The 21,783-nt window shown below is 54.4% G+C and carries 21 protein-coding genes; 5 read left to right on the plus strand and 16 right to left on the minus strand.

Annotated elements, in window-relative coordinates; all coding sequences use genetic code 11:
- Nucleotides 1-67 precede the first annotated feature (67 nt).
- The 4 genes from JXO48_05320 to JXO48_05335 all read left to right on the plus strand — a co-directional run bounded on the left by JXO48_05320 (nucleotide 68) and on the right by JXO48_05335 (nucleotide 2,191).
- The gene (locus JXO48_05320; GenBank protein ID MBN2283291.1) at nucleotides 68-373 is read left to right on the plus strand and encodes a hypothetical protein; all 306 of its coding nucleotides are present in this window, start codon (nucleotides 68-70) and stop codon (nucleotides 371-373) included.
- 54 nt (nucleotides 374-427) lie between these two features.
- Nucleotides 428-916 carry a hypothetical protein gene (locus JXO48_05325; GenBank protein MBN2283292.1) on the plus strand — a complete coding sequence of 163 codons (489 nt, stop codon included), beginning with the start codon at nucleotides 428-430 and terminating at the stop codon, nucleotides 914-916.
- On the plus strand, nucleotides 913-1,644 hold the full coding sequence (locus JXO48_05330) for a hypothetical protein (protein MBN2283293.1): 732 nt from the start codon (nucleotides 913-915) through the stop codon (nucleotides 1,642-1,644). Before JXO48_05325 ends, JXO48_05330 begins: the two co-directional genes overlap by 4 nt.
- Nucleotides 1,645-1,819: 175 nt before the next feature.
- The gene (locus JXO48_05335) at nucleotides 1,820-2,191 is read left to right on the plus strand and encodes a response regulator transcription factor (protein ID MBN2283294.1); all 372 of its coding nucleotides are present in this window, start codon (nucleotides 1,820-1,822) and stop codon (nucleotides 2,189-2,191) included.
- A gap of 5 nt (nucleotides 2,192-2,196) precedes the next feature.
- On the opposite strand, the gene JXO48_05340 is transcribed toward JXO48_05335, so the two are convergent.
- From JXO48_05340 to JXO48_05385, 10 genes are all read right to left on the minus strand, one after another.
- A complete protein-coding gene (locus JXO48_05340) occupies nucleotides 2,197-4,125 on the minus strand; it encodes an FAD-dependent oxidoreductase (GenBank protein ID MBN2283295.1) in 1,929 nt (642 codons plus the stop codon).
- Nucleotides 4,126-4,182: 57 nt separating this feature from the next.
- The gene (locus tag JXO48_05345; protein MBN2283296.1) at nucleotides 4,183-5,790 is read right to left on the minus strand and encodes an AMP-binding protein; all 1,608 of its coding nucleotides are present in this window, start codon (nucleotides 5,788-5,790) and stop codon (nucleotides 4,183-4,185) included.
- A 69-nt stretch (nucleotides 5,791-5,859) separates the two neighbouring features.
- Nucleotides 5,860-6,984: an acyl-CoA/acyl-ACP dehydrogenase gene (locus JXO48_05350; protein ID MBN2283297.1), complete on the minus strand. Its 1,125-nt coding sequence runs from the start codon at nucleotides 6,982-6,984 to the stop codon at nucleotides 5,860-5,862.
- A gap of 34 nt (nucleotides 6,985-7,018) precedes the next feature.
- Complete coding sequence (locus JXO48_05355; protein ID MBN2283298.1) at nucleotides 7,019-8,215, minus strand: acyl-CoA dehydrogenase family protein; 1,197 nt, start codon at nucleotides 8,213-8,215, stop codon at nucleotides 7,019-7,021.
- A gap of 80 nt (nucleotides 8,216-8,295) precedes the next feature.
- Nucleotides 8,296-9,900 (minus strand): AMP-binding protein, encoded by a 1,605-nt coding sequence (locus tag JXO48_05360; GenBank protein MBN2283299.1) that lies wholly within the window; start codon nucleotides 9,898-9,900, stop codon nucleotides 8,296-8,298.
- A 131-nt stretch (nucleotides 9,901-10,031) separates the two neighbouring features.
- Nucleotides 10,032-10,493: a Zn-ribbon domain-containing OB-fold protein gene (locus JXO48_05365; protein ID MBN2283300.1), complete on the minus strand. Its 462-nt coding sequence runs from the start codon at nucleotides 10,491-10,493 to the stop codon at nucleotides 10,032-10,034.
- A gap of 60 nt (nucleotides 10,494-10,553) precedes the next feature.
- Nucleotides 10,554-11,033 (minus strand): Zn-ribbon domain-containing OB-fold protein, encoded by a 480-nt coding sequence (locus JXO48_05370; protein MBN2283301.1) that lies wholly within the window; start codon nucleotides 11,031-11,033, stop codon nucleotides 10,554-10,556.
- A gap of 63 nt (nucleotides 11,034-11,096) precedes the next feature.
- Entirely contained in the window at nucleotides 11,097-12,263 is a 1,167-nt protein-coding gene (locus tag JXO48_05375) for a hypothetical protein (protein MBN2283302.1), read from the minus strand.
- A gap of 13 nt (nucleotides 12,264-12,276) precedes the next feature.
- Nucleotides 12,277-13,413: a thiolase family protein gene (locus JXO48_05380; GenBank protein MBN2283303.1), complete on the minus strand. Its 1,137-nt coding sequence runs from the start codon at nucleotides 13,411-13,413 to the stop codon at nucleotides 12,277-12,279.
- A gap of 66 nt (nucleotides 13,414-13,479) precedes the next feature.
- A complete protein-coding gene (locus tag JXO48_05385) occupies nucleotides 13,480-14,445 on the minus strand; it encodes a 3-keto-5-aminohexanoate cleavage protein (GenBank protein MBN2283304.1) in 966 nt (321 codons plus the stop codon).
- Nucleotides 14,446-14,969: 524 nt separating this feature from the next.
- Here JXO48_05385 and JXO48_05390 point away from each other — a divergent pair.
- Entirely contained in the window at nucleotides 14,970-15,443 is a 474-nt protein-coding gene (locus JXO48_05390) for a DUF3795 domain-containing protein (GenBank protein ID MBN2283305.1), read from the plus strand.
- 155 nt (nucleotides 15,444-15,598) lie between these two features.
- Here JXO48_05390 and JXO48_05395 read toward each other — a convergent pair whose 3' ends face one another.
- The 6 genes from JXO48_05395 to dctP (JXO48_05420) all read right to left on the minus strand — a co-directional run bounded on the left by JXO48_05395 (nucleotide 15,599) and on the right by dctP (JXO48_05420) (nucleotide 21,757).
- Entirely contained in the window at nucleotides 15,599-16,831 is a 1,233-nt protein-coding gene (locus JXO48_05395) for an aminopeptidase P family protein (protein ID MBN2283306.1), read from the minus strand.
- Nucleotides 16,832-16,846: 15 nt separating this feature from the next.
- The gene (locus JXO48_05400) at nucleotides 16,847-17,740 is read right to left on the minus strand and encodes a CoA ester lyase (GenBank protein MBN2283307.1); all 894 of its coding nucleotides are present in this window, start codon (nucleotides 17,738-17,740) and stop codon (nucleotides 16,847-16,849) included.
- 143 nt (nucleotides 17,741-17,883) lie between these two features.
- The gene (locus JXO48_05405; protein ID MBN2283308.1) at nucleotides 17,884-19,185 is read right to left on the minus strand and encodes a TRAP transporter large permease subunit; all 1,302 of its coding nucleotides are present in this window, start codon (nucleotides 19,183-19,185) and stop codon (nucleotides 17,884-17,886) included.
- Between the two features lie 28 nt (nucleotides 19,186-19,213).
- Nucleotides 19,214-19,726 carry a TRAP transporter small permease gene (locus tag JXO48_05410; protein ID MBN2283309.1) on the minus strand — a complete coding sequence of 171 codons (513 nt, stop codon included), beginning with the start codon at nucleotides 19,724-19,726 and terminating at the stop codon, nucleotides 19,214-19,216.
- A gap of 25 nt (nucleotides 19,727-19,751) precedes the next feature.
- Nucleotides 19,752-20,780, minus strand: a complete 1,029-nt coding sequence (dctP, locus tag JXO48_05415; GenBank protein MBN2283310.1) for a TRAP transporter substrate-binding protein DctP — start codon at nucleotides 20,778-20,780, stop codon at nucleotides 19,752-19,754.
- 20 nt (nucleotides 20,781-20,800) lie between these two features.
- Entirely contained in the window at nucleotides 20,801-21,757 is a 957-nt protein-coding gene (gene dctP / locus JXO48_05420) for a TRAP transporter substrate-binding protein DctP (GenBank protein ID MBN2283311.1), read from the minus strand.
- Between the last annotated feature and the right edge of the window lie 26 nt (nucleotides 21,758-21,783).

The following is a 21,783-nucleotide window of genomic DNA, read 5'->3' on the forward strand; positions in this document are numbered from 1 at the left end:
TTGATCCCGTCCATTTTCTGATGAAAATCCGGAGGAGCACGACACGGGTACCGCGAAAGGAGGAGGGATGAAAGAAAAGGTCGTTTCCGCGGCGCAGGCGGCACAAATGGTTGAGTCTGGCACGCATCTCGGCGTTGGTTCCGGTATGGACATGAACCCCATGCCCGTAGTGCGTGAGATCATAAAAAAAGGGGTTACCGATCTTGCCCTCACCTCGGTTCTGACCGGCGGCTATGTGGCGGACCTGCTGATCGGCGCCGGTTGTGTCGCTTCCGCCCAGTTTCCCCAGATAGTCATGGACGAGTTCGGCCTGGCGCCGCAATTCAGGAAATACTCGGAATCGGGAAGGCTCTTGAACCTTGAGACCATGTGACCGGCCATACTCCTGGCGCTCCAGGCTGGAGCCAACGGCATTCCCTTTACCCCCGTGGTGGGATTCCTCAACAGCGACTATATGACCATTCGGAAGGATTTCAAGCTCGTGAAAGACCCCTACAGCGGCGTTGAGTACGTTACGGTCCCCGCGCTCATCCCCGACGTGGCCGTCATCCATGCCTTTCAGGGGGATCCGTACGGGGCCGTCATAACGGACAGCTTCAGGAACGACCGTCTCATTGCCATGGCAGCACGGAAGACCATCGCCGTCGTCGAAGAACTGGTGGACCCCGACGACCTTCTGCCCGGCAGACACGGAGTATACGTGTCCGCCGCCCACATTGACGCCGTCGTCGTCGCTCCGCAGGGGGCTCACCCGACGGCATGCCGAGGCCATTACAGTATTGATTCGGCCCATATCATCCGTTACATGGAGGCCGCCAAAAATGACGATTCCTACCGGGCCTACCTGGAGAAATACATCACCGGACCTGAAAACCATGAAGCCTACCTGGAGGTTGTGAAGGGAGACGCGATATGAGCGAACAAGCGGTACACCCCTTTGAACAAATGATCGTCGTCCTGTCCCGGCTGGTGCGGGACGGGGAGATCGCCGCCGTGGGAACGCTCTCTCCCCTGCCGGCGGCGGCGCTGTACCTGGCGCAACTGCGCCACGCCCCGAACATTGAACCTCTTGTTTACGGCGACCCGGACATGCGGATCACCGACGGCCTTCACGAGTTCTTCGGCCTTGCCCAGCGGGGCCTGATAGACCTCTTCTTTCTCAGCGGCATACAGATAGACCAGCAGGGCAACTTCAACCTCTCCGTCATCGGTGATTACCACCGGCCGAAGCTTCGCCTGCCCGGAGGGGCCGGGTCGAACATGATGATCATGATGGCGAAGCGGACCATTTTCTTCACCATCACCCATACGAAGAAACTTTTCGTGCCCCGCGTCGACTTCGTGAATGGCTCGGCCCGAGATGACAGCATCCCCTGGCGCCGGGGCGTCTTTTCACACTGCGTCACCCCCCTGGCGCTGCTCCGTTTCGATGAAAGCAAGGGACGGCTCATCCTCGACGCGACATACCCAGGCATCGGCATCGAAACCGTCGCCGGGAACACGGGCTTCGACCTCGATACGGCAGGACGGACGATCCCGGAGATCGACCCAATCACAGAAGAGGAACTGTCACTCCTCCGGGGAACGGTACTGGAAAGACTGAGACGGGTCTACCCCCTCTTTTGCGATATGATATGGCCGTAAAGGATTGATTTTCCTCCGGCCACCATATTGTGCTTGATCCATCCGGTTTTTCTCCGGATAGTGAGTATCTCGTATACCCATTTCACACCCACTAAAATCATCCTTGCGCAAACGCGCCTTACATGATTTTCTCGACTGGCACTATCCCTTAGATTTTATTGCGCAGGAAAAGTAGATGAAGGTATGTATCATCGATGATTCGCAGGCATGCCGCGAAGGAGTTTCAGCAATGCTGTCGTCCTTTCCGGACGTGGAGATCATTTGTCTTTCAAGCACCGACGGCGACGCCATCGAGATGGTACGCCGGGAGTCCCCGGCTGCGATAATCCTCGATTCCGAACTGGACGGATTTGACTGCGTGGAAGCGGTCCGGGCGATCAAGGAATTAAAGCCGTCACCAGCAGTTATTGTGCTCTGCAATCATCCCAATCCGCATTTCAGAAAACTGGAAAGGACCTTCATGCAGTCCGGGGCCGACCACTTTCTCGACAAACTGCTGGAAATGGACCGGGTCCCCGAACTGATGGAGCGTGTGCTGAAAGGATAGAAACATCATATCCGGCAGCCCACGGCGTAAGCATCGGATACGGCCTCGGCGACCTGGCCCGGTTCCCGGCATGAACCTGTCGAATAATATTCAATGCCCGCGCGTTCCAGCACGCCGGTCAGTTCATTCACGGGAGCAAGTCCCACGGCGACAACGACGGTATCCGCCGGTATGTCCCGTTTTTCTCCCTGCCGGTCCTCAACGGTAATGAATCCTTCTCCGATGCTCACCGCCTTCGTGGATGTGTGAATGGCTACCTTCTTTTTGATCCGGGACAGCATTCCCCAGCGGACCGCAAAACCGACGTCGCCGGCGACGGTTTCCATCATTTCCACGAGTGTGACCCGTTTCCCCCGATCCGCGAGAAACTCGGCGGTTTCCACGCCGATCATGCCTCCCCCGACGACAATGACCTCCGTGCCGACCTCGACACTCTCACGGAGCACTTCGACGGCGGTCACCACGGCATCTCTCTCGATCCCGGGGATGGGAAGCATCTGCTCCTCGGCCCCCGCGGCGAGAATGACCACATCAGGTTTTATCTCCTGTAACAGTTCCTCCGTAAAGGTCTCACCGAGCCTCACCTTCACGGGGAGCAGTTCCATCTGGCAGGTATAGTAATCAATGATGTTCTGCAGCTCTTCCTTGAAGGGAGGCTTGCAGGCCAGGGTGAGCATGCCGCCCAGGGCGGTTTCACCTTCGAATAACGTCACGTCGTGACCGCGCAGCGCAGCGACCCGCGCTGCCTCCATACCGGACGGCCCTCCGCCGACGACGACGACCCGTTTCTTCACGCCCGCCGTGCCGATCGGGTTTCCTTCGCGCCCCAATTCGGGATTCAGCGCGCAGGTGAGCGAGACATTCTTCTCGCCGAGCATGGCCCGCATGATCTGGTCGAAACAGTGGCAGCAGGCCGTACACTTTCGTATTTCACGGCACCGGCCCTCCTCGGCCTTTACAGCGAATTCGGGATCACAGAGCAGCGCCCGGGCAAGGCCGATCAGGTCCGCGTCACCCTTTCTCAGGATATCGGCAGCCACAAAGGGGTCGTTGATCCTTCCCACGGTTGCCACGGGAACGTTCACGACATCCTTGACGGCCGCCGCCAGATGGGAAAACGCGCCCCGCGGCACGAAGTGGGGAAGCATGGGACGCGGCGCTTCATGCCAGCCCGCCCATATGTGCAGACGGTCGGCACCCGCCCGCACAAGCTCGGGGGCGACGAGCAGTGAATCCTCCAGGGTCCTTCCACCCTTCATGCCGTCTTCGCCGTCGAACTTGACGGAAATGTTGAAGTCCTTCCCGGTCAGCCGTCGTATCTCCCGTATTATGGACAGAAGGAACAGGGCTCGTTGCATTGTGTCCCCACCGTACTTGTCCTCTCGCTGATTGGTGAGGGGGGACAGGAACTGACTGATGAGGTAGCCGGAACACCCGCAAAGCTCTATCCCGTCAAATCCCGCGTCCCGGGCGCGACGGGCCGCTTGGGCAAAGGCATGGACAAGGCCGTCTGCTTCTTCAGTGCTCAGTTCGCGGGGGACCTCTCCGCTGTAACGTGACGGAACCGGTGACGGGGCAACCGGCTGACAGCCGAGCAGATGTCCGAAGGAATAACGCCCGGCATGGTTCAACTGTGCGACGATCCTGGCACCCGTCCGCTGAACGGCCTTGACCACCGGCTCAAAGATGCCGATATCGTCATCTTCATAGAGGTGCGGTTCCCCGGCCACACCGACACCACCGCCGGGGTCCACACAGATCTCTCCCGTCGTTATCAGGGCCACCCCTCCGAGTGCCCGGGCGACAAGGTAGTCGTTGAACTGCACGGGATCAATGAACGTCGTTCCCATGGGGGCCATAAAGAGCCGGTTCTTCAGGACCATGTTCGGCATGACAAGAGGTTCAAAAAGAATATCCAGGCGCGCGTCTCTCATCGCATCCTCCTTCAAAATGAACTGGAACGGGACACAGTGTATGTGCACGAAAGCGGTCTATTTCCCCTTTGCGTCCTTATAAATGTCTTTATAGGTGACCCGCAACACCTTTCTGAGTATCTTTCCCGTCGGGCTGACGGGAAGGTCGGCGGCCCCGATGAGGATGAACTTCTTGGGGATCTTGTACTTCGCCAGGTGCTTCAGCGAATATTCCATGAGTTCCTCTTCCGTCAGATCCGGCGACGCGGGAATGACCACGGCCGTCACCCCCTCTATCCAGTACGGATGATGTACGCCGAAGACGGCGCTGACCTGCACGCCGGGGTGCGAGTTGAGCACTTCCTCCACCTCAAGACATGAAACGTTCTCTCCCCCTGTTTTGACCATGTCCTTTACGCGGTCGACGAAATAGTAGTTGCCGTCTTCGCCCAGATAGCCGACGTCACCGGTATGATGCCATCCGTTCCTGAAGGTTTCCGCCGTTTTTTCCTCATCCTTGTAGTACCCCGACATGACCGAGGGTGACCGAAGAACGATCTCGCCGATATCGCCCTGCGGCACTTCCTGGTCCTGGTAGTCGACGATCCGTATTTCCGTGTCCAGGCAGGGTTTCCCGATAATGTTCCCTGAAGAGGGCATTTTTTTATCTCTCATCCAGAAGAAGGTTCCGGTAATGTTGATCTCCGTCTGGCTCCAGTGACCACCGAATATGGCATTGGGACACAGTTCCGTCCAACGCTTCAGTGCATCGAGCGGCATATTTCCGCCGAACCATACACACTTCCGGAGTGACGTCAGGTCATACTGGTCCAGGGGCATTCCCAGCAATCCCGTGTACAGGGTCGGCGGCCACACAAGACCCGTGACCTTTTCCTTCTGGATCAGCTCCATCGATTCCACGGGATCGATCCCGTAGGTGGCGATACAGAGGGCACCCGCCTTGGCGGCGGCCACGAATATGGAAGAAGCGCCGATGTGAAAAAGCGGAATGTTCATCAGAAAGATGTCGCTCTCCTCGATCCACGCACCGGAGGTGGTGAGAAAATTGGCCGTCTGGGAGAAGTAGTTGCTGTTCGTGATAAGCCCTCCCTTCGGGGCAGCCGTCGTTCCACTGGTATAAATTATGGACGCCGGGTCTTCATTCTCAATGATCATGTCCGGTTCATCATCGGGATAGTGCTCCGCAAAAAGTTCGTCCACATCCATCCACCCATCGGGAATATCAACGCCCGCGAGATTGATGAGCCCGAACTTTTCCACCGTCTTCAGCTCTCCCGCCACTGCCTGGACCGGCTCGAGAAAGGCGGTCTCGACAAAGAACGCCTTCGCCTCACAGTGATTGATCTGGTAGACGATCTCTCCCCCCCGGAGAAGGTAATTGACCGGCGCATACCAGATGCCGGACTTGAAACAGGCCCACATGAGCGTCGCCATCTGCAAGCAATTCTGGGACATGATCGCAAGGGCGTCCCCTTTTCGAAGTCCCAGCTCGTGCAGCGCATGAACGGTACGGTTGACGATCGCATTATATTCCGCGTAGGTGAATCGTTTATCCCGGAACATGAAAACCTGTCGCTGCGGCGACCGCTTCGCTGTTCTTTTTAAAAAATCCCCCACCGCCTGTCGGCGCATCAGATTCAGTTGCAGTTTTTCCTGATCATTCATGGTTCCCTCCTTTTCCGCATATTACGTAATATTCTCCGCTTCACATAAGGAACGCCTGCAGTTGCCCCCTCAAAGCCCCAGTTCCTCCGCCACGCGAGCACGATGAAGATCGGCGCCGCCGAACTTCAGGTCGCCCGTCATGGAGCGCTCGTGATAGAGGTACATGTCATGTTCTTTCGTAAACCCGATACCCCCGAATATCTGATGGCCGAGGATCGTCACGCGCCGGTAGGCCTCGCCCACGCGCGCTTTCGCCATCGCGGCGTCCATGGAGGCGTCCCTGCCCTCGCTGATCTTCCAGGCCGCTTTCAGGAAAAGGTACCGGGAGCCGCTTATATCGGCCAGCATGTTGGCAAAATGGTGCTGGATCGCCTGAAAACTCCCGATGGGACGGTTGAACTGGGTCCGTTCCCGCGCGTATTCGAGGCTCATGTCCATGACCGCCTGAGCGCCGCCGATCATCTCGGCACAGAGAATGACCGTCGCTTTCCGGTGGATGTCTTCGATGATCGGCCAGGCCCGGTCCGGTTCGCCCAGGATGCGCTCCTTCTTGACCGGGACACCGTTGAACACGACCTCGAACTGCCGGTCTCCCGCCAGGGTTTGCAGGGGGGTGATGGTGATCCCCGGTGCATCCTTTTCAACGATAAAAAGGGTGATTTCCTCTTCATCAGCGCCCGTCCGTGCCGCACACAGCAGGAGATCGGCCCGGTCCGCGTCGGGCACGAAAAGCTTGGTGCCGTCGATGACGAACCCGTCACCCGCGGTCGAGGCTTTCGCGGTGATCGAAGATGCCCGGCGGTACGCGCCCGGTTCATCAACCGCCAGGGTCATGATGCGCTCGCCCCCGGCGATCTTCGGCAGTATATCCTCCTTCTGTTCCGGGGTACCCCAGGCCATGACCGGCAGCGCTCCCAGCACGACCGTTGTGAAGAGCGGGCCCGGACAGATGTGGTAGCCGATCTCCTCAAAAAGGATCGCCAGGTCCAGAAAGGACCCACCGCTTCCCCCGTATTCGCCGGGGATGATCAGGCCCGTCCATCCAAGGTCCGTCATTTTCCGCCACAGTTCCGGCGGGAATTCCTTCCCCTCTTCGAGTGTTCTCACCAGGTCCCGGGGGCACTCCCTGGACAGGAAATTCCTTGCCGACTCCTTGAGCAGCTTCTGTTCTTCCGTCAAATCAAAATTCATCATGTCACCTCCGGTTTCACTATCGCCGTTCCCGGGATCATTTTCTCGGCAGTCCCAGCCCGCGGGTTGCGATGATCCCCCGCTGCACCTCGGACGTACCCGCGCCGATGGGGCCGGACACGGAGTCCATGTATCCGAGGTTCACCAATCCTCGCAGGGGAGCCCATTTCGATCCCCGCTTCAACTGCCCGGCGGGTCCCAGTATTTCCATGGCAACACCCGCCAGGGTCCGGCTGAGCTCCGTACCGAAAAGTTTCAGCATCGATGATTCGAGGTCCGGTATCGTACCCTGATCCATCAACCAGGCCGTGCGCCAGTAAAAGCCGGATACCACCTCTATCTCTATGGCCATCGAGGCAAGCTTGTTGCGTACCAGCGCATCATCGGCAAGAAGCCGCCCGTTGCTCTTCGTTTCCTTCACGTATGCCACCAGTTCATCGAGGATCCGCCTGAACGCGCCAACACCGACGAACAGCCGCTCATACTGGAGGGCAAGCATCACGGAGTAGAAACCCTGGTTCACGTTCCCGACGACGTTCTTCTTGGGGACCCTGACGTCATCGAAGAACACTTCATTGAAGGAATGTATCCCGCAGATGTTTTCGAGGGGACGGATCGTGATGCCCGGCGATCGATTGTCGACAAGCATGATCGTCTCGCCCCGGTATTTCGGCGCCCCCGGGTCGGTCTTCGCGAGCAGCCATGCGTAATCGGCGATGTGGGCGCCGCTGCTCCATATTTTCTGGCCGTTGACGACAAAGTCGTCTCCGTCATCGACGGCACGGGTCTTTATGGAAGCAAGGTCCGAACCGGCGTTGGGTTCACTGTAACCAAGCCAGAAGCGCAATTCGCCCCGGGCGATCCTCGGCAGCCACTCCCGTTTCATTTCATCAGAGGCGACTTTGGCGATGGTGGGGCCACCGATCGCCGTTGACACATCACCCGGCGGCGCCCGGTGGTAGCTCATGACGTCATCGAGAATGGCATGTTTTACCATGGAGTTCATGCCGCCGTACTCGCTGGGCCAACCGATGCTCAGCCACCCGCGCTTTCCCAGTTTCAAAAGCAGCTCATCGTGAAATTCCTTGAACTCTTCCTCCAGCCCGGGGAGCGTCCCGTAACCCGCCGGCCAGTAAAGGGCCTTTTCGTCCCAGTCCGGGGGAAGCTCGGCCTTCGCAAACTCCTCCACCTCGCGCCTGAACGATCGTTCTTCTTCACTGAAATCGAAGTTCATTCCATTCATCCTCCTCGTCATCGACACTATCGCAAACGGCAACCCGCAGCGGTGCTGAAACTCCTCACGAAACGCGTGCTCTACTTCGTGGCAATATCATGGTACTTCTTCCGTAACTCCTTCTTCAGGATCTTTCCCGTCGGGTTCCGGGGAAAGTCCTCAACGACCAGTACGTATTTTGGGACCTTGAAGCGGGGCAACTTTTCCTTGCAGTAGGTTATAAGCTCATCTTCCGTGATGGTCTCTCCCGGCCGGGGAATGACGGCCACGGTCAGGGCCTCCATCCAGTCCGGATGGGGAACGCCGAAAGCGGCGCACTCCGCCACCTTCGGATAGGTACTGACGATGAATTCAATGCCCGCCGAGGGGATATTTTCTCCGCCGCTCTTGACCATGTCCTTCAGGCGGTCCACGAAGAATACTTCTCCCTCTTCATTGATCCTCCCCACATCGCCTGAATGAAACCATCCGCCGGCGAAGACCTCCCGGTTCTTTTCATCGTTCCGGTAGTATCCCTTCAGGACGGCGGGGCCCCTGAAGACCATTTCACCCTCTTCGCCCGCGGGGACCTCATTGTTGTTGATATCCACGATCTTCATCTCCAGCGCGGGCGCCGGCCGGCCGACCCAGTTCATGTTCCCCTCCGGGATCTCATCAACGTCCCTGAAATTGCCGGCCGTTCCCAGCGCGGTCAGTTCACTGGACGCGTAGAGCGAAGCCCACTCGATATGGGGCGCGGTCCTGTTCCAGTCCACGATCATCTGTTTCGGGATCGTGGCACCGAAGGACACGCATTTCCGCAATGATAGAGCTGCCGTTTCTATCTCCGGCACCTGGAGGAGACGGGTGTACAACGTCGGGGGGAGCACCGTGTAGGTGGCCTGATACGTCTTTATAAGGTCGGCGATACCGGCGGCATCAGGCATATAGAGAAGTACCACCGTTCCGCCCAGCATGAGGGCGAAGGTCGCCACGGCGATACCTCCCGTGTAGAACAGGGGCAGCGCCTGAAGGCCGGTGTCGCTTTCCCTGACATCAAGATACCGTGCCGCCTGCACGGCTGAAGCGGCGGCAAAATAGTTACCGTGGGTCAGCATGACGCCTTTCGGCAGCGCCTCGGTCCCGCTGGTGTAGGTAACGGTCGCCACATCATCGATATCTATCTCAATCTCAGGTTCATCGTCGGGGTGATCCTTCATCAACTCCGCCATGTCGACCCACTCCGGCGGGCGCTGTGCCGCACCGGTCACCCCGATAAAGCCGAACCGGACACCGGAAAGACGCGGCAGGACATTGGCCACGCGCCCCATGAGTGTATCCTCGACAAAGAGCATCTTCGCCCCCGAGTCGGTCACGACATAGAAGACCTCGTCGTCGGTGAAGGTAACGTTCACGGGCGTGATGCACGCGCCGATCTTGGAAAGTCCGTAGATCAGAAAGAGAAATTGCGGGCAGTTGAGCGAGTAAATGGAGACCTTGTCCCCTTTTGTTATCCCCAGGGATAACAGACCATTGGCCACCCGGCAGATGATCCTGTTGAATTCATCCCACCGGTAGCGAAACACCTCACCCCCCGGCGAGGGAAAGATCAATGCGGTCTTGCTCGTAAGCCGCTTCGCGTTCCTCCTGAAGGTATCCCCCAGGGCGAAGCGCCGCATGATATGGTTCCCGGCATATGATTCCATACACGCACCTCCCTTCTGTCAGTGAACGGTGACAGCCTCATTCGCCGGCCCGAGATGTATCAAAAACGTTTCGGGCCGACGGAAAAGGGATTCAGGTAACAGGCCAACAAAAACCCGACCCTATCGCTTCTCTAAACCGGCTTGAAATAGGCTATATCGTAGATCGTACCCTCTCTCTTTCGGGCCCACACCGCCTTGACCTTCGTTCCGATACCGATCTTTTTCTCCACTTTCTTCGTGTCGGAAAGCGGAAGTCCCCCCAGGAAATGAACAAGGTCGCAATCGGCACCGTCAAGGCGGATCAATGCCATCGCATAGGGAGGTTCCTTCACCTGACCGTAGAAGCTCTTTCTGACAAGGTTCCATGATCGAACGGTACCGACCTGAGAAACCTCCACCCATTTATCCATATCTTCGAGACAATAAGGGCAGAACGCCCGCGCAGGCACAAGCACCTTGCCGCATTTTCTGCACTTCGTGCCCAGTATCTTCCGCTTTCTCAATCCGTCGAAGAATCCGGTCCAGTATTTTCCGAGAGCCCACCGATAGGGCAACGCGACATTGTTCGGAGTTGTTCGGTATTCCTTCGGCATATGTCGATCCTCCTTCTCTTCGCTCTTCTCGTCATCGATAACCGATATACCCGTAAACGATCATTTTATCGGTTTGAAATAATCTATATCGTTGATGTTTCCTTCCTTCTTTTTCCGCCACACCGCCTTGACCCGTCCTCCGAGCTTGACCCTTCTGTTCACCTTCTCGAAGTCCTTCAGGTCAAAGCCGGCGATGCGATGGAGAAATCCGGTATCACATCCGTCCAGGCGTACCTGAACCGTTATGAAGGGCGGTTCAGGTATCTGGGCGTAGAATTTCAGCGTCGCGTAGGACCATGTTTCTATTGTTCCCTCGTCCGCGACCTGGACCCATTCTTCCATTTCTTCAAAGCACCGGGGACAGAACGTACGGGGCGGCACAAAGATCCGTTTGCATTTGCTGCACCGGGTCCCCATTATCCGCTCTTCCTTCAGGTAATCGAAAAACGTGCTCCACGTGGGACCGACAGCCACCTCGTAAGGCACGAACACCTCGGTTCTGATCTCCCTGGGTTTTTCTTTCGGTTTTTCCTTTGCCATTATCCGATCCTCCTCACTCCACGGAACACTGCCGTTTGGTTCCATCTGTCATGTTTTCAGGAATCAGAGCTCAGACCCCACTATCGTAATGCCGTTGAACTGGTCTATCCCGCCCATTGCATGGGACAGGGCGAGACGTGCCCCCTCGATCTGGCGTTCACCGGCCTTGCCGGTGACCTGAAGCGCCGCCTCGGCGAGCCTGATGAGACCGGTGGCCCCGATGGGGTTGGTGCAGAGCGTTCCTCCCGAGGGGTCACAGGGGAGCTGCCCGTCTTTCAGGAATGTCCCCTTCAGCACATAGTCGGGGGCCTCTCCACGAGGGCAGAAACCGAAACATTCATAGAATATCATTTCCTGGTAGGTGAACGGATTGTACACTTCAGCGACATCCAGTTCCTTCAGCGGATCACGGATCCCTGCCTGTCGATATGCTTCCTTGGCCGCTTCCGTGGCACTGGGCCAGATCGACTTATTGCTCTCTCCATAAAAGAATTCCTCGCCCCTGAATCCCAATCCCTTGATCCATGCCGGCTTCTTGCAGATCTTCCTGGCCTTCTCCTCTGAAGCGTAAATGATAGCGCAGGCACCGTCGGACGAGGGACACACGTCAAGCAGGCGAACGGGATAGGTGATGATCATCGCGTTCTTCACCTCGTCGAGGGTGACCTTCATATGAATATGGGCGTACGGATTCTCCAGGGCATTGTCATGATTGCTCACCGATATGAGGGCGGCGGCATCCCGGGCCTTCTCTTCGGAAATGCCGAACCGGTATATCCATTCCATGGACTGCATGGTAAACACCATGGGGGCGCCGGCCGAGAAGGGTTTGGTGAACCACGGGTCCGCCACGGTCGTCATGGTCGCCTGCCCGTCACCCTCGAACATCTTCTCAGAACCCACGACAAGGATGATATCCGCCGCGCCGGATGCCACCCAGTAGAACCCGCAATGGGCGATCGACTGGCCGGTGCTGCCACAGGTCTCCGCCTTCAGGACCGGTTTCCCGACGGACCCCAGGGCCTCGGCAAAATACAGATGTGTATCGGAGACTCCCTCCATCATCGACGGCATGGTCCCCGAGACGACGCCTTCGATATCACGCAGCGATATGCCGGCATCATTCAGGGCGGCCACGACAGCCTCCCTCACCAGCTCGGGATAACTCACATCATTCCGTCTCCCGTGCTTCGTCTGTCCCGTTCCGATAATCGCAACAGCTCTTCCCATGTCTCTTCACCTCCTAACCTTCCAGGATCGCCACGGAATGGCACTGACCGGCAAACCCATGCGTCCCGTGAGCCAGGGCCTTCTTCACCTTCTTATCCACCTGGTGCTCACCGGCATCTCCCCGTATCTGCAGGGTGGCTTCAATGATGCGGTACAGACCCCTGGACACATAGGGGTTCATCGCAAGGACACCACCCGATGGATTGACCGGAAGGGCGCCGTCCATCCGGGTAAGACCGCTGTCGATCAGCCTGCCGCCCTTGCCTTCTCCGCAGAACCGGAGTTTTTCGCACCAGAGCAGTTCCTGGAACGCATAGGGCTCACAGATCTCGGCAACATCGATCTCTTTCCGGGGATTTTTGATCCCGGCCATCTTGTAGGCCTTTGAAGCCGCCGCGGGCAACTGCCCGTTGAGCAGGTCCCGGTCACCGGGATTGAAGTGGTCCATGGAACAACCGTATCCCGACAGCCAGACAGGCTTTTCGCAGAGTTTCTTCGCCCTTTTCTCCGACGCCAGGAGCACCGAGGCGACGCCGTCAGACTTCGGCGCACACATCAGTGCCCTGAGGGGGTCGCAGACCACCTCGGAAGCAAGCACATCGTCGACGCTGACCCGCTTCTTGACATGCGCGTAGGGATTATAGAGAGCGTTGCCCAGGTTCTTCTCCACGACACGAGCGCACTGTTCTTCCGTAATGCCGTAACGCTCCATGTACTGTCGCATCTGAAATGCCGCCGCCGCCGTTTCGTTCATGCCGACGGGCCGCAGGTAGAACGGATCGGCGAAAAAACCGGTCAGCGTATCATAGTCCGGATTCTCCGATCCTTTGATGATCGCCGTGACGAGCAGTGTGTCGAAGAAACCGGACATTACCCGCATGCACCCGTAAATAAAGGCGAACATGGAATCTTCTGCCCGTGTTCCTTCGATCATGAAGGCGCCGGCGCCATCCCAGTCAAGGGAATTCGCACAGGAAAAACCGCTGTGAAAAATATCCGATGATCCGATGACGACGCAGTCCACCTCCTCGCGTTTCATCCCGGCCCGATCCAGTAGCTCCTTGTTCACCCGGTACGTGAAGTCCATCAGGTTGTCCCTCGATTCGACACCCGGACTCTGTGCCACCTGAGTGATCGCAACTCTTCGCATAGGCCACCTCCTTGTTTATCTGTCTCCTTGTTTTTTTTACGGGTGGATCTTGTTCCCCGTTACCATTCAATATTGTGAAGGCTCAGCCGAGATCCCCAGCATTTCCCGCGCCTGCTGCGGCGTGGCGATCTCCCTGTTCATCTCCTTCGCAATCCTGACGATCCGGGCGACGGCTTCGGCGTTGTTCTTCATCTTCCGTCCCCGCGCGTAGTACACGTTATCCTCCATCCCGACCCGCACGTGACCGCCCAGCAGGATGGACATGACATTCAGGGGAACCTGGTAATGGCCCACGCCGATAACGAAAAACACCGATTGCGGCGGCAGTTCGCTGATAAGTGAAAGCAGGTTCGCCGGCGTCGGAAAGGAGCCGGTCTGAAATCCCATGACGAACTGGATGTCATAGGGCGGATCGATCAATCCCTCCATCATCAGGTCCTGAAAAACCCAGAACATGCCCGGATGGTACAGTTCCATTTCCGGCTTGATCCCCTTTTCCTTCATGGTCTTGGCGTACATCTCGATGTCCCCATAGCTTGCCGGGATGCATCGGTCAAAAACCAGGGCGGGGCGCGGATGCAGCAGGGGCTCCGCTCTCTCGCGCAGGGGTACCTTCAGGACAAAGGGTCCCAGGTTCAGCGAGCACATCTCCGGGTTCGCGTAGATGCTCGCCATGCGCTGCTCGATGGTCAGTTCGGGACCGCCGCCCGTCGTGTTGTTGATGATGATGTCGGGGCATTTGGCGCGTATGAGGGCGTTTATCTTCAGGTAATCTTCGGACCGGCTCGACGTCAGCCACCAGGTGTCCGGATTCCTCGCATGGACGTGCACAATGCTCGCCCCCGCCTTGTATGCCTCGTAGGTCTGTTCCGCCTGTTCCTCGGGTGTCTCAGGAAGATTTTCATTGTATTCCTTCCCGTGAACCCCGCCCGTGATCGCACAGGAAATGATCAGCGGCGGTAATCCCGTCCTGGTCTTCTCCATCCAGGCATAGGGATCCCGGTAGTCCCAGATATACTCCTCCAGTTTCATGGCACTTCCCTCCTTTGAGTTGATTCATGACCGGCATGGGTCGAGCCCACACCGCCGGTTACGATATAACTTTTCCAGAACATATTTTTTCATGCGCCATCAGGCGGCACATGAATTTTTTCAATTCTGAAACCGGTGATTCAACTGTAATTCGTGAAGCAGTGAAACGGTGAGACATCCCTCGTAAGAGGAGAAAAGGGGCAGATTTTTTAAATTGACAAAGTATATCAGCGCAGAAAGAGTATCCGAAGCCCGTTGTTCAGTATCTTTTGAATGTGGAATGCACGGAGGGTACCATGAGAAGAAGCGCCGTGCAACCGTAAAGTGACCGGGAATGCATTGCAAGTCAAAAGAAATGCGGTTTTACGGATAATGGAATAACGACTCGCTACGTTGACCGATACTCTGAGGATGCCTTCAAAGATCATTTTACAAACCTTATTTCAGAAATAAAAAATGGCGGAATTCCGCCGTAACATGTGGTACAAACATTCGGGCTGGTCGAATGGGGAGGAACACAGGATATGGATATCAACAAAGACCTTCTCGCTCCCTGTGGGCTGTACTGCGGGGTCTGTGGCGTATATATAGCCACAAAGGACAACAACACGCGCTTCAAGGAACTCCTTCTCGACATGTACCAGCGGAGCATGTCCGGTCTGGACCAGTGCACCATACGGGATGTCGAGTGTGAGGGATGCCTCTCCGACAGGAAGTCGATCTTCTGTTCATACTGCACCATCCGAAACTGTGTGGCGGAAAAGGGATATGAAGGCTGTCATCAGTGCGCGGAGTTCCCCTGCAATTACATTGATACGTTCCCCATTCCCGTTGGAAAGAAGGTCATCCTGCGGGCGATTCCTTACTGGCGGGAACAGGGAACGGAAAAATGGGCACATGACGAAGAGGCCCGTTATGTGTGCCCCACATGCGGGAATCATCTCTTCCGCGGAGCCAAACGCTGTAACAAGTGCAAGACCTCCGTCGATCTCGACTGAAAACACATCAAAGTGACAGTGCTTTCCACACCAACAAAGACACCCTGCACTTCCTTCTCATGACGTTGCACCTTTGCCGTTATCCGTTCATGGAATATTGCGGGTGGTAACCGGCCACATGGGTCACAGGCAGACTTGACTCTTTTGTTTTACTCTCACCATATGATCAATTCGCGAGGGAACTTGTTCAATATATCATAGCCGCTTTCCGTTACTAAGATCATATCACCGATAGCGCCGGTAGCCTCATTCGGTATGAACACGTTGGGATGAAGTTCAAAGAGCATCCCCGGTTCAATTTGAATTGATGGTCCCGAAGCACCTTCAACGGTACTTCCTTCATCTAACTGGTATGGATAGCGAAAAACGTCTGATACAACAGGTTCGGAATAGTCAAGCCCCATGCCGTGGCCGGTTTTGAACCAGTACCATGATTTGAGGTCTTTTACGTTCGGGTAATGTCCTTTCAACGCCCTCGCCGAGGCTTTCCATACCTCATCAAGATTTACACCCGGTTTCATACATTCTAATGCTGCCTCTTCCATCTCGAAGGCAATATCAAATGCTCGTTGTTGTTCCTGGCTCGGCTGCCCGATGGTACCCGTTCGTACCGCATGTCCCCAGTGGCCTTCATACATCAAGAAAACTGCGAGCAGGATTTGGTCTCCAGGTTGAGGAACACGGACACATTCCCTTCTTATACGACGTGCGCGGTCTGCCACGGGACCTACAGCGAGAAACGTGGAGGCATGTTCGCAACCCTCGTACCTGGCTGTATGCTCTATGTCGGCTTGAAGCTGGTAGGCCATCTTGCCACTGCGCACCTCCCGCGTAAAGGTCTGAAACATGGCATCGCATATTTCAGCCGCACGGTTATGGAAGGCAATCGCAAGACTGTCCTTAATCATTCGCAATTCATCGATTATATGATCTGCCTGCACCCACGTTACGCCAGTCAAACATTGGGATAGCGCGTCATAAACGGGTACCGGTGTTTCAACTCGGCCGATATATCCGATCTTTTCATTCTCGGATACGAGAGGCCTCAGGATAGCAGCTGTTTCATGTCCGAACTTTCCTTGCGAAACCAGCCGGATATCCTTGAACCACATGGTTTCCTTGGCAAAGAGCTGAGAAGGAGGATTCGGAACCAGGAGAATGGGTTCACTTCCAACCTTTAAGACAAGAACTGAAGCTGCATACCGTGAGTCCCAATCAAGGAGATATCGTAAGTACCCATGGGTATGACTGGCAGGCCCCAGGCCGCTTCCCGTAGAGTACACAACAAGAAATTTCAAACCCTGCTGGATCAGTTTCTTTTCAACCTTTGTTATGCGCTCTTTGAGCACGGAATGCGGAATTGTCATAATTGTTGTCTCTGGAAACATACTCTTCCCCTACTTCTACCTGTGTTTTTCTCTTTCTGATATCTCCTTTTGTTTCGCAAGAAGTTGCTTCGCCTGCATATAGCTCATGCGATCTATCATCTTTCCTTCAAATGAAACAGCACCCAGTCCCTGTTTCTCCGCTTCCTCAAATGCTTCGACAAGGCGCATAGAGTATGCAACCTTTTCCTCCGACGGTGAGAATGCCTGATTTACCGGCGCTATCTGGTCGGGATGGATACATTGTTTTCCGCCAAATCCGAGTCTGGACGCAATGGATACCTCATTCATGAATCGTTCGGTATCTTTGAGCGAAAGAAGATACGGCGTATCGATCGGATTAGCACCGACAGCTTTGCAGGAATTTACGATCTGCGAGCGGGCATAGAGAAGTTCACCCTGTTCCATTGAAACAGACGCAATGTCCAAACCAAGATCCCGTAAGTAATCACCGGCACCGAAAGCCACAGCATCGATCCGCGCATTTGACTTCACCACGGAATATACATTCATCACGCCACGAGCCGATTCAATAAGTGGCGCGATCTTAATACTGCCGACTTTCATACCTGAGCGGGTCTCATACTTATTAAGCATCGCATCAACACTGGTAATATCTTCATCGGTTTCCGTTTTCGCCAGAACGATCCCGTCTACTCCTTTACCAACGATCACGTTCAGGTCTTCATTTGTAAGACCCGTACCGACCGAGTTGACCCTCACGAACACTGATAGACCAGCCTCTTTAAAACTCCCGACGTGTTGTTTAATGATGTTTCTGGCCTCTTCCTTTGCCGGCAGTGGAACGGCGTCCTCAAGGTCCAGGATGACAGCATCCATCGACAAGCCTAATGCTTTATTGATGAGCTTCAAGTTATTTCCTGGAACATACAGCATTGATCTGAGTATCATCTTTCATCTCCCACATTGAAGTTTTGATTTTTGGAACTCCATTTTCCGGGAATGTTATCGAATACATCATCGGAAACTGTCGCTGTTAGTTCTTTTTGGTTTTGTTATTGTTTAATCATTTTCGTAAAAATTCGTGTGCGGTTTCAATGCCCCATGTGTGAGGGAAGCCAGAGGGCAATATCCTGAAAAAGCGCAACCAATATGAGCTGAATTGCGAGAAGAACAATAAAGGGCAATGAACCTTTTAAAATTTCCATGAACGGGACTTGCGGCAAAGCATCCCTGATCACGTATAGATTCAACCCGACCGGGGGGGTGATCAAGGCCATTTCCATATTTATTGTCATAATTATGCCGAACCAGATGGGGTTCCAACCCAATGCTATGATGATCGGGACGATAATAGGCGCTGTAATGAGAATAATTGAAACAACCTCAAGAAACATTCCCAGGAACAACAAAAGAATGTTTATCATTATCAATATCCACCATCTTGATATTTCCAGTGACGCAACGTGTTCGGTTATGGTCTGCGGGATATACGTCGCCGTGAGCAGATATCCAAAGAGCATGGCCCCCACAATAATGAACAGGATCATTGCACTGGTTGCAACAGCATCCTTCACCGCCTTGTACAATCCCCGCAAATTAAGACTCCGGTAAATACCCATGGCAATGATCAGGCTGAATACCACACTGATCGCAGCAGCTTCGGTTGGAGTTGCAATTCCTCCATAGATGGAACCGATCACTATGATCATGACGGAAACAAACGGGATCATTCCTCTTATTGCCTGCAATTTTTCCTTCCATGAGAACGTTTCCTTCTCACCCATTGTCTTGTCTCTCAGTGCCGCAAACACCTCATAGATCGAAAACATCACTACGAGCATGATACCCGGTATCACGCCCGCTATGAACAATTCACCGATGGACTCTTCAACGATAACACCGTATAGGATCAGGGGAATGCTTGGAGGGATCAGTATGCCCAGCGTGCCGCCCACAGCGACCGAACCGGCTGCAAGGCTTTGCTTATAACCTTTCTTGATCATCGAAGGCACGGACACTTTTGAAAAAATCGCTGCCGTTGCAACACTTGACCCGGAAATTGCACTGAATATACCGCAGGAAACAGTCGTTGCAACTGCCAGGCTTCCGGGAAGCCGCGCACTCCACTTGAAAACACCGTCATACAATCTCTCCGCCAATCCGCTGCCTGAAAATATGGTCCCCAGGAGCAGATATAACGGTACACAAATAAGCACAAACGGTGTGATGGCATCCCATACCGTTATGGCCGCAATCGCGAGCCCGTCTACGCCAAGAAAGAAATAAATACCTCCCAGCGACGTCGCGATGAGTGCAAAAGCGATCGGCACACCCAGTAAAATTATACCAAGTAAAACCGCAAACAAACTGATTGCTATAGAAATGGGTTCCAAAACATCTCCTTTTTGATCTGCTTGTGATCTATTCTCTATGATCTTTCAAATTACTGATGTCATCTCCTATATTAACCACGTACTGAAATGTGAGAACCAGCATACCAATAAAAAAATACAAATAGAGGAACCCGAGTGGTGCTCTCAGTGTCGTCCACGTTCGTTCCCCGGTGGTAAAGGCTTCATACCATAGATCAAAAGACAAAATGCTGAGCACGACACAGGTAAGAAATGAAATGAACGAGGTACCAATTCCCAAATACCTCCTGGGTTTCGGGGGGATGCGGTCGATCAGCAGATCGACCGCAACATGCCGTCTTTGTTTCAAGGTATAGCAAGCTCCCAAACATGCAGTGGCGGCCAGCATGAATTCCGAAACCTCCACCACCCATATTGATGGCTTGTTAAAAAAATACCGCAGGCAGACATCATATGTTGTACTCACGGCCATGAACATGATCAGCAACCCGCTGATGCTCCCGAACAACTCACTTATTCCATTCACAACCCTGGAGAACTTTACCCATCCACTATGAAGCACGATTTTTCACCCCCGTTCTGCGCGTTTAGAACGTTAGTTCCGGAAATGCATCCTTATAGAAGAAATTTCCGTCTGGAACCTCATCTCGCTTCACCGGCCATACGGCTTTTTCTGCAAGTTTTCGCCACTGTCCAAATTCCTCTTGCGTCATTTCCCGAACATTACAGCCGGCATCTTTGAACATCTTGGTCACTTTTTCATCATACGCTTTCAGGAGTTCAAGGCCTGAAACTTCACATTCAGCTGCCACTTCAAGAAATATCTTTCGCTGCGCATCGTTCAACTTCTCATTCCAGGTCTTCATACTGATGCAGATCGGCTCCATACCATAATCGATACAGGGACCGAGGGGACTCAGGTAGTGGTCGAAGACTTCATACAGTTTATACCCGGCCATGGATGGTGAGGACGTTACCACCGCTTCGAGCATGCCCCTCTGGGCTGCCGTATATATCTCGGCAGACACCATGGGAGTTATTCCGGCGTCAGCAGACGCAAACAACATTTCAGGATATCGACCATTCGCCCGCACCTTGACTCCCTTGGCATCGGCCGGCGTTGCAATATATTTCCCATTACTGGCCAAACCGACCGAATAGTGCAGCCATACGAGTGTCTTCACTCCCGCGTCATTCACCTTGCTCTCAAGCAGCTCATATCCCTTGCTCTTACGCCACGCAAAATAGGCATCATGACTTTCAAAGGCACAGACCCACTGAGAAAAGTTCAACTGCGGAACGATCCCGGCAGCATAGATGTAAGGAAGGATGCTCACGTCAACCACGCCTTTTTGCATGGCTTGAAACGCCGATTTCGCTTTTACGAGAGACTGTGCCGGGTAAAACTTAAATTGAACCGCCCCATTGGTTCTTTTTGTTATTTCGTCGGTAAACTTGAGGGTCGTTGCGATCAGGGGGTCTTCCGGATTCTGCGGCCACTGATGCGCCACTTTCAGCGTTACGACCTCTTCGGCAGCAACGGTTGTACCCTGTGTCACCAGGATCAAGCTCACTGCCATCATGAAAGCACATAATACGATCCCTACTTTTTTCATTTTGTTCTCCTCCTTGGTACTTATTGGAATTTTTGATCAGAAAACACATCGGTATAAAAATATTCTCCGTCGGGAACCTCCTTTCGTTTCACCGGCCATACCGATCTCTCGGCAAGGGTTTTCCATTCATTGAACTCTTCTTTCGTCATGACTCGAACAGCGCAACCTGCCTGCCTGAACACTTCCGCTACCTTTTTATCATATGCTTTCACCCGCTCGAGTCCGAACACCTCGCATTCCTTTGCTACCTCCAGAAACATGTTTCGTTGTTCATTGTTCAGCTTTTCGTTCCAGGTTTTCATGCTGATACAGATCGGCTCCATGCCGTAATTAATTGAAAAGCCTGGCTGTGACAGGTAATGGTCGAACACTTCATACAGACGATAGGCAGACATTGATACGGACGAGGTGATCACTGCATCGAGCATCTTTCTTTCCGCCGACTTATAGATCTCAGCGGAAACCATGGGAGTTATCCCTGCTCCCGCTTCCTTAAAAAGCATTTCCGCGTATCTGCTGTTCGCCCTGAATCTCATGCCCAGTGCATCCGCGGGGGTTGCAACATGCTTCCCATTGCTGGCCAAACCGACCGAATAGTGCAGCCACACGAGGGTCTTCACTCCCGCCTTGTTTACCTTGCTCTCCAAAAATTCATATCCCTTGCTGGTGCGCCACGCGAAATAGGCATCATGACTTTCAAAGACACAGATCCATTGTGAGAAGTTCAGCTGCGGAACGATCCCGGCGGCATAGATGTAAGGAAGGATGCTCATGTCGATCACCCCCTTCTGAAGTGCCTGAAAAGCTGACTTGGCCTTCACAAGAGATTCCGCCGGGTAAAATTTGAATTGTATCGTTCCATTGGTTCTCTTCGTGACTTCATTCGTAAATTTAAGCGCCGTTGCGATCAGGGGGTCTTCCGGATTCTGCGGCCATTGATGTGCGATTTTTAACGTTATAACCTCTTCGGTTGCCATAACCTTCCCCGGAGAGAGGCACAACA

This window comes from Deltaproteobacteria bacterium (genome assembly GCA_016933965.1).
GTDB lineage: Bacteria > Desulfobacterota > Syntrophia > Syntrophales > UBA2210 > JAFGTS01.